The sequence below is a fragment of the Sulfuriflexus mobilis genome (assembly GCF_003967195.1).
In the GTDB taxonomy this organism is placed as follows: Bacteria; Pseudomonadota; Gammaproteobacteria; order AKS1; family AKS1; genus Sulfuriflexus; species Sulfuriflexus mobilis.
The window spans coordinates 1,658,342-1,673,745 of the sequence record NZ_AP018725.1 but is presented as its reverse complement, the minus strand read 5'-3'; the positions used below and the strand labels follow the sequence as shown (position 1 = coordinate 1,673,745).

Below are 15,404 nucleotides of genomic sequence, written 5' to 3'. Positions count from 1 at the left end.
GGGAGAGAATGGGCGCAATAAACGTTACAATGGTACGAATTTACCTGACTGAAGCCGATGCGCAATTAACACCCTTGCTGGCGCGGTTGCATGACGAGGAACAGGTTAAGGGCGTCACGGCATTCCGTGGTATTGCTGGCTTTGGTGCCTCCGGCAAAATGCATTCGTCTTCATTACTGGATTTGTCACTGAATTTACCCGTAGTGGTCGAGTTCTTTGATGCACCGGCAAAAGTAGAGAAAATTATTCAACACCTCTCGGCGGAGGTTGGCGCGGGGCATATCGTGCACTGGTCCGCGCAAGTCAACGCCTGAGCAATGATAGTGAGATAGAGAACAGACACATGCTGGACCCACAATTACTCAGAAACGATTTACCGGCCACCGCCGCGAAACTGGCACGGCGTGGTTTTACGCTGGATGTTGAGGCCTTGCAGGCACTGGAGGCCGAACGCAAGGCCGTGCAGGTTGCGACCCAGGAATTGCAAAACGAGCGCAACACCCGTTCCAAGTCAATCGGCTTGGCCAAGGCCGCCGGTGAGGATATCCAGCCCCTGCTCGATGAGGTGGCGGAACTCGGTGACAAGCTCAAGGCCGCCGAGACGGAATTATCTGAGATCCAGACCCAGTTAAATGCCATCCTGCTTGGTATCCCTAACATTCTCAGTGACGAGGTGCCGGATGGCAAGGACGAAGACGACAATGTCGAACTGCGCCGTGTCGGTGAACCGACCACGTTGGATTTTGAGCCGAAGGACCACGTTGACCTCGGTGCCGGCCTTGGCATGATGGACTTCGAGGTCGCGACCAAGCTGACCGGTTCACGTTTTAGCTACATGAACGGCCCGCTGGCTAGCATGCACCGCGCCTTGACCCAGTTTATGCTTGACACGCACAGCCGTGAGCACGGCTATGCCGAGGTTTACGTGCCGTACCTGGTCAATAGTGACAGCCTGCACGGTACCGGCCAGTTGCCGAAGTTTGGTGATGACCTGTTCGCTCTGAAGGGTGAGCAGGAGTATTACCTGATCCCGACCGCCGAGGTACCGGTGACCAACATCGTCCGTGACGAGATCCTCGAACCGGCACAACTGCCAATGAAATTCGTCGCCCACACGCCGTGCTTTCGCAGCGAGGCCGGCTCCTACGGCAAAGACACGCGCGGCATGATCCGCCAGCACCAGTTCGAGAAGGTCGAGATGGTGCAAATCGTGCAGCCGGACAAGTCCTGGCAGGCGCTCGAGGAGCTGACCGGTCATGCCGAGGTCATCCTGCAGAAACTCGGCCTGCCATACCGTGTCATGGCCCTGTGTGCCGGCGATGTCGGGTTTTCCGCAGCCATGACCTATGACCTCGAGGTCTGGCTGCCGGGGCAGGGCAAGTACCGCGAGATATCGTCTTGTAGCAACTTCCTCGACTTCCAGGCCCGCCGCCTGCAGGCCCGCTGTCGCGTGCCGGAGCAGAAGAAACCGGCCCTCGTCCACACGGTTAATGGCTCAGGACTGGCCGTGGGCCGGACCCTGGTCGCGGTGATGGAGAATTACCAGCAGGCCGATGGCAGCATTGTCGTGCCCGAGGCCTTGCGCGGCTATATGGGTGGTCTGGAGTGCATCAGCGTATAACCCCACAAATTCACGGAAACAAATGGGCGTGTTTTGCCCCTGAGACGGCCGGGTTATATAATGCCCGGCCATTTATTGTAAGCAGCCAGCAGGGTAGTTCTGATCATGGATTTTTTACCGGTATTCATGCAGTTAAACGGACGCGATTGTCTCGTCGTCGGCGGCGGTGAAGTCGCCTCGCGCAAGGCCGCCTTGTTGATCGATGCGGGTGCCACGGTCCACGTGCGTGCCCCGGTTTTATCCGCTAGCCTGCAGGACAGCCTGGCCGCGAGCCGCATCCAGCACCGTACTGGCCAGTTTGAGGCCACAGATGTAAAGGGCATGACCCTGGTGATCGCCGCCACCGATGATGCCACTGTCAACACCGCTGTCCATGCCGCTGCCACCGCTCAGCAGACCCCGGTCAATGTCGTCGATGACCCGGACCTGTGTACCTTTATCATGCCATCGATTGTTGACCGCTCGCCCGTGATCGCGGCCGTCTCTACCGGCGGTTCTTCACCGGTACTGGCACGTATGATCCGTTCGCGTCTGGAGACCATGATCCCGAGTGCCTATGGCCGTCTGGCCAAGATGACAGCCGACTTTCGTGAGAAGGTGAAGGCCCGTTTTGACAAGCCCAGTGACCGTCGCCTGTTCTGGGAGCGTATCCTGCAGGGCTCAGTGGCCGAGATGGTATTTGCCGGTCGTGATGCCGAGGCCGAGAAGATCATTCAACAGACACTCGATGCCCCGGATGCCATGCAGCAGGAGGTCGGCGAGGTCTATCTGGTAGGTGGTGGCCCGGGTGATCCGGACCTGCTGACTTTCCGTGCCCTGCGGCTGATGCAACAGGCCGATGTCATCGTGCATGACCGCCTGGTGTCGAAAGAGGTGCTGGACTTGTCGCGCCGTGATGCCGAGCGTATCTACGTCGGTAAGGAGCGTGCCTATCACGCTGTGCCGCAGGAAGATATTAATCAGTTGTTGGTGCGCCTGGCCAAAGAGGGTAAGCGTGTTTGTCGCCTGAAGGGTGGTGATCCGTTTATCTTCGGCCGTGGCGGTGAGGAAATCGATACCCTGGCCGAAGAGGGTATCCCTTTCCAGGTGGTGCCGGGTATTACCGCCGCCGCCGGTGCCTCGTCTTATACCGGTATCCCGCTGACCCACCGCGACTACTCGCAGTCTGTGGTGTTTGCCACCGGCCATCTGAAAGACGGCACGATCAACCTGAACTGGCCGGCATTGGCGCAACCAAACCAGACCGTAGTGTTTTATATGGGGCTGGTAGGCATCGGTACCATTTGTGCCAAGCTGATCGAACACGGTATGCCGGCTGATACGCCGATCGCGCTGGTGCAGAAGGCGACAACGCCGGAACAGCGGCTATTTACCGGAGATCTCGCCAGCATGCCGGCTGTGGTCGAGCGTGAGAATATCAAGGCGCCTACGCTGATCATTGTCGGCAATGTCATCAAGCTGCATGAAAAACTGAACTGGTATGATGAGTCTGCTTATTGGGGCGTCGAGAGTGCCTAGTTGGAGTGTTGCCGGGTCTGTAAAGTATTGTGCTGAATGACAAACTTTTCGAATTCATCGGCGGGTAGTGGCTGACTGAAATAAAAGCCCTGTATTTCTTCACAGCCATTTTCGAACATAAAGTCCAGCTGGACCTCGGTTTCAACCCCTTCCGCAATAACGGTTTTTCCCAGGCTGTGAGCCATAGCAATAACTGCCTTGGCGATGGAGCCATCATCTCCGGCACCGATATCTTTGACGAAGGAGCGGTCGATCTTGATAATATTGATCGGTAACTGACGAATATAACTGAGCGCTGAATAGCCCGTACCGAAATCATCCATGGAGATGGTAACACCAATATCCTGAAATTGTTTCAGAGATGCGATTACGTTCTTGATATTCTTCACAGCCATACTCTCGGTGATCTCCAGATCAAGCAGGGAAGGTGGCAGGCCACTGTCTTTAATGGCACTGACGACCTCATTCTGAAAATCTTTGTTGAGCAATTGTTTAGGCGAGAGGTTAACTCCAACACGCAGACCACCAAGACCCCTTCTATTCCATACTGCTGTCTGTTGGCAGGACTTTCTTAGAACGACATTACCGAGTTGTTTAATCAGGCCGCTCTCTTCAGCAACAGAGATGAAGGCGGGTGGCAAGATGATACCTTTTACCGGGTGCATCCAGCGCACCAGGGCCTCCATTCCTGAGACGAGGCCGCTATGTATATCGATTTGCGGTTGGTAATAGATAACAAACTCATCGCGCTCCAGACCTTTACGTATATCACGTTCGATGTCCATGCGCGCGCGGGCTTTACGGTTCATTTTTTCACTATAGTAAACTGCTTGTGCGCCGCCGTTGTCGCGGGCACGATTGAGCGCATTTTCAGCGCCTTTGAGAATAATATCAAAGTCATCGTTATCGAGCGGGAACAGGCTCAAACCTATGCTGGTGCTGATGTGTATTTCATGTTCACCTAGCCAGATGGGTTTTTTGCTCAATGCAGTAATTTGTGTAATAAGATCGTTCACTTGTAAATAATCCATAATAGCCGTTGCCAGTAAGGCAAAGCTGTCGTCCTTATAGCGTGAAATGTAGATATTGTTGCCAGAATTCAGTGTTTTAAGGCGCTGTGTATAGGCGAGAATAACCTCGTCTGCGGCATCATGGCCAAGGGTCTCATTAATTATCTTTAACTTATCAACACCAATCAGACAAGTAACAATAATCTCATTACGGTGGTCAGGTCCATCTATGACATTTTTTGAATGTACCATAAAGGATTTTCGATTAGGCAGGTCTGTCAGGCTGTCATAATATTGCTGATAACTGATTAAGTCCTTGGCGCTCTTAATCTCAGAAATATCCTGTAGCGTGCCAATTATGCTGATGGGATTATTATTGATATCGAAAATAATCTCTGTCTGTTGCTGGACATGCATCTCTTTACCGTCATTGCGGATAATGCGATGCTCAATTTGAAATGGCTTAGCATTATTTATTGAGTTAATAAATGTTTTTTGCAGCCTGTCGAAATCATCAGGGTGTACCATCTTCAGGAATTTTTCTATGGGTCTATTGTTTAGGCTCTTGTTCAAGTTTAGGAGTTGCATAAGCTCTGAGGAGCAAACCACCTCATTGCTATCAAGCTGTATCTCCCAGTAACCTATTTTGGCAATATGCTGGGCCTGTTCAAGTTTTGCCTTGTTTGTCTGTAGGCTTCGGTGCATATCTGTAGCACGTATCGCATAGCGCACACGTTGCTCGAGTAATGTCCAATTGATGGGTTTGGTTATATAATCAGTGGCACCGGCATTGAAGGCCTTGTTTACTGACTCGGCATCAGTTAGCCCAGTCAGCATCAAAATAGGTAGGTTATGATAATCAATGAGTAAGCGGAGTTTTGCGCAGACTTCATAACCATTCATGCCTGGCATTACCACATCCAATAGGATGAGGTCAGGCGTATGGATCTTAAACATATTAATGGCGAGGTTGCCGTTGTCGGCTTCAAAGATCTCATAGCCGGCATTATTCAGGATCTTGACCAGTGCCTTGCGTGTGATTGAGTCATCATCTATGACGAGAATCTTTTTTAATATGGATGATGGCATATCAGGATTTATGCGATAGTCTGCTTGTTAGACAACGGTCAGTATATTGTTAGCCGTAAAATGGCTTTTGCTGACCAGACTCACTTGCTGTACGGACGGCTCTTGGGGGCCGGGGTAAGTCTGTGCCTGTCTTAAACATCGGCATGGGAAAGGGGCTAATAAAACCTTATTGCTATTACTGGATTTGTTCCTGGGTGTCCCGGCAAGGGAATTTTTGTTGCCCGTTCCATACAGGAATACGGCAAGTATGTATCGCATTCCAGGAGAAGCTTTATTTGCTTTATCAACGGTTTGATGTGTATTGTCGGTGGTTATCCATTTGAGAATATTGAATTTATTTTTATTTGGGTGGGCCGGTGAAGTAGTCTGCTCAAGATCGCTCATGACAATAGCCTATCCTTGAAACATATAAAGAGATATTAGCTATTTTATCGGCATCTGCAAACAGAAATGAAGTAAACCTTTGTAACGTTTATATGCTGCACAAGTGATAAAATTACTTGGAGTGTGGAAATTATTTAGTCGGTTGCAGCTGCTCTGGGCGCAATTTCGGCGTGAAATACTCTTCGGCATCGTCAATGTCGACCTTTCCGGCGGCATTAATAAGTGGCTGTTCGTAGTCATTCCAGCCACGCAAGCCGGTTTTCAGGGAACTGACCTGTGTATAACCCATGAGTTGCATGACATGCGCGGCAAACACACTACGGTTACCGGAACGACAGATGACCACGATCTCTTTGTCACGGGCCTCGACAAGCTCCGGTACGGTTTCTTCAAAATCGTATTCACAGGCGGTTTCAAGAATGCCACGTGGCACGTTGATCGAGTCCTTGATGCGCATGGAATCAAATTCGTAGGGTTCACGTATATCCAGCAGGAGAGGCGGCTTGTCTGACGCGAGCTTTTCTTCAAGGTCCCAGGGCATAATTTCAGTAATTTGTTGAGAATATTCGCTGACCAGGGTATTAAATGTTTTCATAGTGTTGCCTTGACTGAATATTATTTACCGGCTTGACGGTAGCCATGTTCAACTGCGATAACGGCGGCCTCGACACGCGAATGTACACCGAGTTTTCGCAGAATTGCCTTAACATGGAGTTTGACTGTGCCATCGGAGATACCCAGATTTCGGGCAATGACCTTGTTACTTTCACCTTCCGCGATATGCTCAAGGATCTCCTGTTCACGTGGGGTGAGTTCGGAGAGAGGGGTGGCAGGTTCGATTTTCTCCTGCTCAGCCGGTTTGCCCTGGATTATATTGGTTAGCGAGCCAACGAGCTCTTTGGCGACAACGTTTTGCCCGGTCAAGGCATCATTCAGGGCGGGGATGAGCTCATCCGGGTTCATATCCTTTAATAAGTATCCGCGCGCACCTTCACGTAAGGCACGGGCGAGGTCATCCTCATCGCGACTCATGCTCAGCATCAGAACCGGGATATTGATTTCCAGCTCACGCAAGCGGGATAAGGTATCAAGACCGTTCATGCCAGGCATTTTTATGTCGAGCAGGATAATGTCAGGTTGTAGTGAAACAGCCAAATCGATGCCATCCTCGCCATTTCCTGCAGAACCGACTATTTCAATGCCACGGCTTGTCAGAAGTTCTTCAAGTCCTCTGCGGACGAGGGCATGATCATCAATAAGTAATACGCGCAATTTTTGTTACCCCAACTATGTTCCGGAGAGTATTTGGCTGGCCTGTGGGATATGCAGGATAATCCGTGTCCCTTCGCCAGCTTCGCTCTCAATTTCAAGTTCCCCACCCAGTGCATCTGCGCGTTCCTTCATCACAGACAGACCGATATGTTCACCAGGACCTGAACTTCCCTGTTCATCACTAAACCCGAGACCATCATCCTCGATAAGTATTGTACAGCCGTCGTCACCTTGTCGGTTAAACAGGATGCGGACGTTGCAGGCATTACTGTGTTTTTTGATATTTGCCAGTGCTTCCTGGGTAATGCGGTAGGCCTGAAATTCCTGCGCGGGTGTTAGGCCGGCATGGTCCTTGATATCGCCTGTATGCAGGTAGGTATTTATGCCGGTTTCCTGCTTAAAATTATAAACCAGATCCTGTACCGCGTAGATAAGGCCTCGTTCATCCATACGAGAACGAAAATTGGATAACAATTCACGAAGGCTGGTATGGGCCTCGTCAATAGCAGTATTCAGGCGGCGTACCTCACTCTGTGCAGCACGTACATCCTTTTTGAATAAGGTCTCGCCGAGCATTTTGGTTTGCAGGCGCATGCCAACCAGGGCCTGTGCAAGGGAATCATGTAACTCGTTACCTATCATATTACGCTCTTCCATGATGGCAAGGCGGCGGGCATTAATGTCAAGCCGTGATTTGGCAATGGCAAGGCCGAGGTGTTTGCCAATGGAATTCAGCAGGTCACGTGCATCCTTGCCCAGCTCGCTGCTAGGGCGTTCAAGAAACAGGTTATAGACACCGAGGATACGGTCTTGATATTGCAAGGGAACCACGACCATTTCACTACATGTACCCTTAACCACAGGGCAGGAGAGGAACTGGTTGCAGGCCTCAATACCTTTTTGAATGCCCAGGCCTCCATGTTGACTTATGCGGCCGCACAGGCAACGGTTCATATCAACCAGTTGATCCTCTTCACGGATTTGCTTTGTCATGCCACGACTCGCGACCAGCCGGGTTTGCAGGCCATCGACAAGGCGGACACTGGCCGCATTGGCATCAACCAGTGTCATCAGGGTATCGAGAAATTGCTCGAGTAACTCATCCAGGCTGCCTGTGGAACTGAGACTGGTGGTGATATCGTAGAGGATTTCCAGCGATCGGGATTTGTTGGCGATATGAGCGGTTTGTTCCCTGACGCGTTGATCCATCTCTTCAGTGAGAATATGCAGTTCCTCGGTCAGGCGATTAATGTCCTGTATCACACTGGCGAACTCGCCAGGAGGCGGTAGATCGATGTGAGTCGTCAGGTCACCAGCCCGGATCCGTTGTGACCAATTACGCAGGCCAGCAATCGGTTTGAGCATTTGTTGCCTGATACGGTAAACGGTGTAGGCGAGCAGAAACAGCCCACAGATGAGTAACAGAAGTTGGCTGACAAAAACGACCTGGGCCTGATCTGGCATGAACAGGCCGATGAAGGTGGTGGCAGCAAACAGCAGCAGCGTCACCAGCAGGCCGAGAATAGGGACGAGCAGGCGATTGCGGGAGAGTGTACTGACGACGATATTTGCCGATCGGGCACCCAGCGTGTCGTCAGGGACGAAAGGGGTGCTTTCGCTAATTTTACTCTGATGGAGTGTTGTTTCTGAGTTCATGACATGGACGAGGGCTGCAAGGTGAGACTATTCTAACAGATAATGGCCAGAGATTGGTGATGAGGGACTGAATATCACATAATTACATAGGCTTACGAGCCTCTGCGGAGCTTGTAGCGACTGATCGCCTTGACCAGATCGGCGTAGGGGAACTGTTCGATGTTGCCGAATTCGGTGATAACACGATTGAGTAAATCGTGAATATCACTGGATTGGTTACTGCATGGCAAAGCTTGCAGGCCTCGCAGGCCACCGCTCTTGAGTTTCATCTCCTGACCGTGGGTCAAGAGGCCATTAGCGGTGTTGATTTGCAGGGCGAAGCGGGCATTCTTTTTCAGTTGCCTGACCAGTAACACACAGTCCTGACGTGCGTTGAGATTAGAGCAGATGACACTTTCCTTCTCGCCAATAAAAGTCTTGCGAGACTGGCTACAGTCAAATGCCGTGCTTTGTATGGCACGATCAAAAGGACAGGCATCGGCAACAGCCATGGGCTATCAGGCTGCTGGTGGCGTCTGGTTCGGGTCGTTAGGGTTGATAAAGATAAAATGCATTTCATCTCCCTCGATGGCCACGAAGTCGAGGGTGGCTCCGGTGAGTAAATCACGCGATGATTCGCCAATCAGAACATCTAGTGGGCCAATGCTGACCACGGCATCGCTATCGGTCTTGTTATTGTCAAAGCCCATACCGTACTCAATATTGCCATCCTTGTCTTTTGTTGCAGCAATACGTAGTGACATGCCGGCCATATCTCCTTCGCTGGCAGATTTTTTAATTTGCTCAAGTGCGGCGTCTGTAATCGTTATCATGTTTTAATACCTTAACGTGTGGTTACGAACTGCGCTTAGTGCGCACAAAATCAGTGAAGCGTTTTGCCCACGGATTGCTTTCAACATGACGTTGGTGTGTATAACAGGCTAGCATATTTTTATATATGATGCCGTCATGCTTGGCGTCAATCCCATGTCCACGCAGGACTTCGTAGGCAAAGCGATATTCACTATTGGGGGAAAAATTATCCAGGCTGGAATAGTGAAATTCATGTGCCTGGTGTTCTGTTTTTTTATCTGGATTGGGCCAGATAAAGTTTTCGACTTCACGAATCCGTACATAACCACGACCTTGTGGTTTTTCGTGCATCTGGATATCACCAGGAATAATGCCGACCATTTCATGCTGATCTGCATTCCAGCTTATCGATCGTGACAGGTACATGAGGCCACCACACTCGGCATAACTGGGCAGGCCATTTTCAATTGCCTTGTGAATACTTTCACGCATACTCTGGTTGGCAGCGAGCTTGTCCATGCTACTCTCCGGGAAGCCTCCACCGATAAACAGACCGTCAATGTTTTCCGGTAAGGTCATGTCATCGATGGTGCTGAATTCAACAACCTCGGCACCGGCATCACGCATTGCCTGAAGGTCACTGGCGTAATAAAAACCGAAGGCCTCATCACGCGCCACGGCGATGCGTACATCACTTGCAACTTGGGTTACTGTTAAAGAAGATGGCTTGGTAATGACACTTGCCTGTTTGCCAATCTCCAATAACTTGTCGAGATCAACCGACTCACTAACATGGCGGGCGATATTGTCGATGTGTTGGCGGGCGGCCTGCGCCTCGTTGCTGGGCATGAGCCCGAGGTGACGTTCGACTATGGCCATGTCTGTGTGCTGGTGCACCGCACCGATCACGGGTACATCGGTATAGTGTTCGATGACGCGGCGTAGTTTGGCCTCGTGTCGTGAACCACCCAGGCGATTGAGGATAACGCCACCGATATGGATATCTTTATCGAAGGCCTGGTAGCCGAGGATTAACGGCGCAACACCACGAGTCATGCCACGTGCGTCCAGAACCAGCACCACGGGCGCTCCAAGCAACTTTGCCAGGGCGGCATTACTGTTACTGCCATCGAGGTCGAGGCCGTCGTACAGGCCCTTGTTGCCCTCTATGAGGCTGAAGTCGGCTGTGTAGGCAAAGCGCGCGAAGGTATCCTGTATCTCTTCACGGTGCATGGTGTAGAAATCAAGGTTATGGCAGTCGCGGCCGCTGGCACTGGCCAGCCACATCGGGTCGATGTAGTCAGGGCCTTTTTTGAATGGCTGTACCTGCAGGCCACGTGCTGCCAGGGCGGCACACAGGCCGATGCTGATGGTGGTCTTGCCGGAGGATTTATGGGCAGCAGAAACGAGAACGTGGGGCATTATGCATACCCCACGTTCTCAGTTGTAACGTTTGATGTTGTTTGCCTAGCCAGCGTCAGCCTCGGCTTCCACTGCTGCAGGTACTGGTTCCGGCTTGAAGTGCGGGTCAACCAGGGCATCTTCGAGACTGTTGGGCAGGAAGGGCAGTACCTTGATGGCAAAAACGGTCATGGCAAAGGCCAGTGCCACCCCACCCAGGCCGAGACCGATTTCCCAGATGCTCGGCGCGTATTGCGCTACCTGGCCATCGCCGAAGCTGGAACTGGTCTCGAAGCCGGGGAAGATAGGCATCGGGTAGGCCTGGCCACCGATGATGATGACATACATGGATGCCAGGCCACCAACGATTACCATGCCACTGGCAATACCAATCCAGTTGCGCGACTTACCCATGCTGGGGTGATAGACAATCGCCATGGGCAGCAGCATGCCGATGACTACCCAACCGATCCAGAACAGCTGGGTGTAAATGCCGCCATCCATGAGGATGAAGCGCTCAATACCGTGGTTCTCGGTGCCATAGAGGTTCGTCAGGTGGAAGACAAATACGAAGTAAAAGATAGCGGCGATGAAGACACCGAGCAGATTTTTTAGAGTACGTAGTACGCCGTCACCCAGTTCACGACCTGTCCAGCGACAGGCGGCCATCAGGGTCAGGATATAAATCGCCAGTCCAAAACCGAAGGACATGATGATGAACATCGGTGCGATCACGGCGGCATCATAGCCCTGGCGGGCAACGACGAAGCCAAAGATGGAACCGGTACCCGTGGTCAGCAGCAGACGCCAGACAAAGGCAAACAGGCCAGCCTGGTGTGAGTATTGATTCATGCGGCGTTCCATCATGAACCATACATAAACCAGTACGGCGAGGAAGAAACCTGGGTAGAGCAGGATGTTCCAGGCGAATACCGACTTAGGATTCAGGTAGGTCGCGGCAATAATCAAACGGTCAGGGCGACCCAGATCGAGCATCAGCACCATCAAACCACCGGCGAGAAAGGCAAAGGCGAGCAGGGCGGATAAGCGCCCCAGCGGCTTGTACATTTTTTTGCCAAACACGGAGCCGATAGAGGCTACGTTGAGGATGCCAGAGGCGGCAATGATCATGAATACGGCGAAAACGTGAGGCATGCCCCAGATGACGTGGTTATTCATGCCGGTCACGTGGTGGCCGTTATGTTCCATCACCCATGTTGCGCCCAGTCCGAGCAGCAGGACGAAACCCAAAAAACCGAGCAAGCCCCAATAGGCAAGACTGCGACCTTCGACTGTACTGTAATGAATAGCTGGCTTCATTTTTTATAATTCCGCTGAATCAGTAGATATTAAATACCGCGATAACGAACGCCGGTGTTCAGGTTCAAGTCGGCGCGGATCTGGGTAGAGGCTTGCTTCTTCAGTTCTTTTGAAATCTTGCTGTTAGCGTCATTCAAGTCACCAAAGATAATGGCATCATGACCAGCCTTGGAACAGGCTTCGGCGCAGGCCGTATTGCCATCGCCGCGGTCAATCTTGTGAACACACAGGGTACAGGACTCAACAGTGCCCTTACCGCGTGGTACATCAGGATTCTGATCGGTAAGCTCTTCATGAATGAAGGAACGCGCCTTGTATGGACAGGCCATCATGCAGTAACGACAACCGATGCAGATGTGCTTGTCGACGAGGACGATACCATCGGCGCGCTTGAAAGAGGCGCCCGTTGGACAAACGTCTACACAAGGCGGGTTCTCACAGTGCTGACACATCATTGGCAGCTGGTGTTCGCTACCGGTGAGCTTATTCTTAAGCGTAACGGTGCGAATCCATTGAGCCTTTTGTGAGGCATCAGATTTTTTCTCATCACTACTGCCGCTGCCCCAACCGTTTTCGGTCTGGCAGGCAGTGACACAATCGTTACAACCATCGGCACACTTATTGCTGTCTACCAATAGACCCCAGCGTGATTTATCGGTTACGGCTTCATCGGCCGGGCGGGCTGATGCCTGGCCAACAGAAAGAAGTGTTACACCGGATGCCAGTGCAACGGCACCACCCGTGGCGACTGCAGACTTGCCAATAAATTCACGACGAAATGTATCTACTTCAGGCTGCTTGTTCATTGTGCATCACCTTGACGAGCGATCGAGTCGAGCAGAGTCTTGCTACGAGGCGCCCCATGCTGTTCGCGAAAGGCATTCATGCGATCGGTAACAATCGGATGAAAAGCCGTTTCACGAGGCTTGGTAGCATGGCACTCGAAACAATCTAGTTTAACGCTGGTATAAGCATGGCAAGACTGGCAGAACTCTCCCGGTTTTGTTACCGGAATATACTCGCCTTGCTCATCCTTGTTGGCATGACAGTTAATACACTCTTTGAGGCTATACTTTTTGGTACGGATGCCGTTGTGCATCGTTTCATCTCGCTGGTGCAAGAGAAACTTCATGTGATCCTGACGCATGACCTCAGCAGGTTCGACACACTTGTCGCCCTTGCTGCGGTTGATCTTCAGTTCAGGACCGATGTCAGCTGCACTGAGCGGCCCACTCATAAAGAGTGAGGCCGCCAGTACAATAAGTAGATTGTGAATCAGCTTCACGATAACCCCTAATTAGGTCAATTAGTGTTCGCCAAGGCCCATCTTGATGTAGCCGGTAGGGCAAACATCAGCACAGATGTGGCAACCAATACAGCGACTGTAGTCTGTGTAGACATAACGACCCATGGTTGATTCGTCCTTTGGTGTACGCAGGACGGCATCTTGTGGGCAGTAAATGACACAGTTGTCACACTCGAAACACATACCACAGCTCATGCAGCGCTTGGCTTCAGTAACAGTGCTTTCTTCAGAAAGGCCTTCCATGCGCTCATGGAAGTGCCCCAGTACTTGTTTAGCATCCGGGACATTTTCTGCACGCTTCTGGCGAGCTTCTTTGGCAAAGTGACCAAGGAACAATTCTTCGTGAGCAATGATCTCATTATGAGAACGGTCTTCGAAGTTGTGAATAGCAAAACCACCAACAGACTTGCCTTCACCATCGGTACCACGCAGGCCGGCATCAATTGCACGTTCGCCAGGAGTTGCCTTGTACACTGCTGGTGTCTTACCGACTTCTTCCAGTTTCTCCAGCAGGTCAAAGGTGTGAACGTCGACCTTCGGGCGGTTCTTCAAATCTTCCTTCTTGAAGAAGTGGTCGATGGTTTCGGCAGTGATAGAACCCTGACCGATAACCGTAGTCAGCAGGTGCGGACGAACGATATCACCACAGGCGAAGAAACCAGGCTTGTTCGGGATCTGGAAGTGCTTATCGGCGTCGATGAGACCGCGTTCGTTAGCAAAGCCATCCATACCGTCGAAGCTACCGCTCTGACCAATGGCAGAAACAATAAGGTCGGCTTCCATATCAAACTCGGAGCCTTCAATGACTTCCGGCTTGCCGCTTGAGTAGTCCAGCTTGGCTACTCTTAGCGCGGTTGCACGACCGTTTGCATCGCGTACCACGCTGACAGGTGTCAGAGAACCCTGGATATCAATACCTTCACGCTTCGCGTCATCGATTTCATGTTTGGCAGCATTCATGTTTTCAACTGGTTGACGTGAAATCAGCGCAACCTCTGCGCCTTCCTTGTTCGCAATGTCGACGACATCGTGCGCAGTATGACCAAGCACAACGTATTCAGGACGGTCCTTCTCATTGGCGTTTTTGATGTGGCCAAGACGACGGGCCACAGAGGCAACGTCGATAGAGGTATCACCACCACCAACCACCACAATGCGACCTGATACGGCCTTCATGCGACCATCGTTAAAGGCTTCAAGGAAGGCCACACCACTAATGCAGTTTTCTGACTCTTCGAAACCTTCGATAGGCAGACCACGACCAGACTGTGCACCGAGTGCAAACAGAACGGCATCAAAGTCTTTTTCAAGCTGTTCCATGGTGACGTCAGTACCAATCCTGGTATTGGTCTTGACCTCTACGCCCATGTTGATAATGCGATTGATTTCACCATCCAGAACGTCACGTGGCATACGATAGCCAGGGATGCCGTAACGCATCATGCCACCGAGTTCAGCGTGGTTATCAAAGATAGTGGCAGCGTGACCCATGCGGCGCAGCTGGTAGGCCGCGGACAGACCGGCAGGACCACCACCGATGATAGCAACCTTCTTACCAGATTCTTTATCGCTGGCCTTGAAGCTGTAGCCGGACTGCAGGGCATTATCACCAATAAATTGTTCCACTGCGTTGATGCCAACATAGTCATCAACCTCGTTACGGTTACAGCCGTCCTGGCAAGGTGCAGGGCAAACACGACCCATGGTAGATGGGAACGGGTTGGCATCGGTTGAACGACGGAATGCGTATTCCTTCCAGTCCATGTCGCCGGTAGGCTGCTCGATACCACGAACGATGTTCAGCCAGCCACGGATGTCCTCACCTGAAGGGCAGCTGCCCTGGCAAGGTGGGGTCTTGGCTATGTAAGTGGGGCACTTGTGACTTTCATCACCGACAAAAATCTGGTCGCCCCATGACGCCCAGTCTTTTTCACTCTGGTTGTCCGGGTAACGGCGATGTGTAAAGCCTTCGAGGTTCTTTGCTATATCTTTCTTGGATGTTGCCATCTCTGTTCTCCTGAAAGGAATCCAGTTA

The 15,404-nt window shown here is 51.6% G+C and carries 15 protein-coding genes; 3 read left to right on the top strand and 12 right to left on the bottom strand.

Annotated features, from left to right (window positions below; translation table 11 throughout):
- Positions 1-8 precede the first annotated feature (8 nt).
- The 3 genes from EL386_RS08290 to cysG all read left to right on the top strand — a co-directional run bounded on the left by EL386_RS08290 (position 9) and on the right by cysG (position 3,139).
- Positions 9-314 (top strand): DUF190 domain-containing protein, encoded by a 306-nt coding sequence (locus EL386_RS08290; RefSeq protein ID WP_126455201.1) that lies wholly within the window; start codon positions 9-11, stop codon positions 312-314.
- Between the two features lie 29 nt (positions 315-343).
- Positions 344-1,621 (top strand): serine--tRNA ligase, encoded by a 1,278-nt coding sequence (serS, locus tag EL386_RS08285; RefSeq protein WP_126455199.1) that lies wholly within the window; start codon positions 344-346, stop codon positions 1,619-1,621.
- Positions 1,622-1,726: 105 nt separating this feature from the next.
- Positions 1,727-3,139, top strand: coding sequence for a siroheme synthase CysG (gene cysG, locus EL386_RS08280; protein ID WP_126455197.1), 1,413 nt, complete (start codon positions 1,727-1,729; stop codon positions 3,137-3,139).
- Here cysG and EL386_RS08275 read toward each other — a convergent pair.
- The 12 genes from EL386_RS08275 to EL386_RS08220 form a co-directional block, all read right to left on the bottom strand.
- On the bottom strand, positions 3,136-5,238 hold the full coding sequence (locus EL386_RS08275) for an EAL domain-containing protein (RefSeq protein ID WP_126455195.1): 2,103 nt from the start codon (positions 5,236-5,238) through the stop codon (positions 3,136-3,138). The two genes, cysG and EL386_RS08275, sit on opposite strands and share 4 nt — an antisense overlap.
- A 27-nt stretch (positions 5,239-5,265) precedes the next feature.
- Complete coding sequence (locus EL386_RS08270; RefSeq protein ID WP_126455193.1) at positions 5,266-5,622, bottom strand: hypothetical protein; 357 nt, start codon at positions 5,620-5,622, stop codon at positions 5,266-5,268.
- 130 nt (positions 5,623-5,752) lie between these two features.
- Positions 5,753-6,217, bottom strand: coding sequence for a rhodanese-like domain-containing protein (locus EL386_RS08265; RefSeq protein ID WP_126455191.1), 465 nt, complete (start codon positions 6,215-6,217; stop codon positions 5,753-5,755).
- Positions 6,218-6,237: 20 nt separating this feature from the next.
- Positions 6,238-6,894 carry a response regulator gene (locus EL386_RS08260; RefSeq protein ID WP_126455189.1) on the bottom strand — a complete coding sequence of 219 codons (657 nt, stop codon included), beginning with the start codon at positions 6,892-6,894 and terminating at the stop codon, positions 6,238-6,240.
- A 15-nt stretch (positions 6,895-6,909) separates the two neighbouring features.
- On the bottom strand, positions 6,910-8,550 hold the full coding sequence (locus tag EL386_RS08255; protein ID WP_126455187.1) for an ATP-binding protein: 1,641 nt from the start codon (positions 8,548-8,550) through the stop codon (positions 6,910-6,912).
- A gap of 92 nt (positions 8,551-8,642) precedes the next feature.
- Entirely contained in the window at positions 8,643-9,041 is a 399-nt protein-coding gene (locus EL386_RS08250) for a hypothetical protein (RefSeq protein ID WP_126455185.1), read from the bottom strand.
- 6 nt (positions 9,042-9,047) lie between these two features.
- Positions 9,048-9,362 carry a HesB/IscA family protein gene (locus tag EL386_RS08245; RefSeq protein ID WP_126455184.1) on the bottom strand — a complete coding sequence of 105 codons (315 nt, stop codon included), beginning with the start codon at positions 9,360-9,362 and terminating at the stop codon, positions 9,048-9,050.
- A gap of 22 nt (positions 9,363-9,384) precedes the next feature.
- Entirely contained in the window at positions 9,385-10,764 is a 1,380-nt protein-coding gene (locus EL386_RS08240; protein WP_126455182.1) for a cobyrinic acid a,c-diamide synthase CobB, read from the bottom strand.
- Between the two features lie 45 nt (positions 10,765-10,809).
- Positions 10,810-12,063 carry an NrfD/PsrC family molybdoenzyme membrane anchor subunit gene (gene nrfD / locus EL386_RS08235; RefSeq protein ID WP_126455179.1) on the bottom strand — a complete coding sequence of 418 codons (1,254 nt, stop codon included), beginning with the start codon at positions 12,061-12,063 and terminating at the stop codon, positions 10,810-10,812.
- Positions 12,064-12,092: 29 nt separating this feature from the next.
- The gene (dsrO, locus tag EL386_RS08230) at positions 12,093-12,869 is read right to left on the bottom strand and encodes a sulfate reduction electron transfer complex DsrMKJOP subunit DsrO (RefSeq protein ID WP_126455177.1); all 777 of its coding nucleotides are present in this window, start codon (positions 12,867-12,869) and stop codon (positions 12,093-12,095) included.
- A complete protein-coding gene (locus EL386_RS08225; protein ID WP_126455175.1) occupies positions 12,866-13,300 on the bottom strand; it encodes a cytochrome c3 family protein in 435 nt (144 codons plus the stop codon). Before EL386_RS08225 ends, dsrO begins: the two co-directional genes overlap by 4 nt.
- A 69-nt stretch (positions 13,301-13,369) precedes the next feature.
- Positions 13,370-15,376: an NAD(P)-binding protein gene (locus EL386_RS08220; protein WP_126455173.1), complete on the bottom strand. Its 2,007-nt coding sequence runs from the start codon at positions 15,374-15,376 to the stop codon at positions 13,370-13,372.
- Between the last annotated feature and the right edge of the window lie 28 nt (positions 15,377-15,404).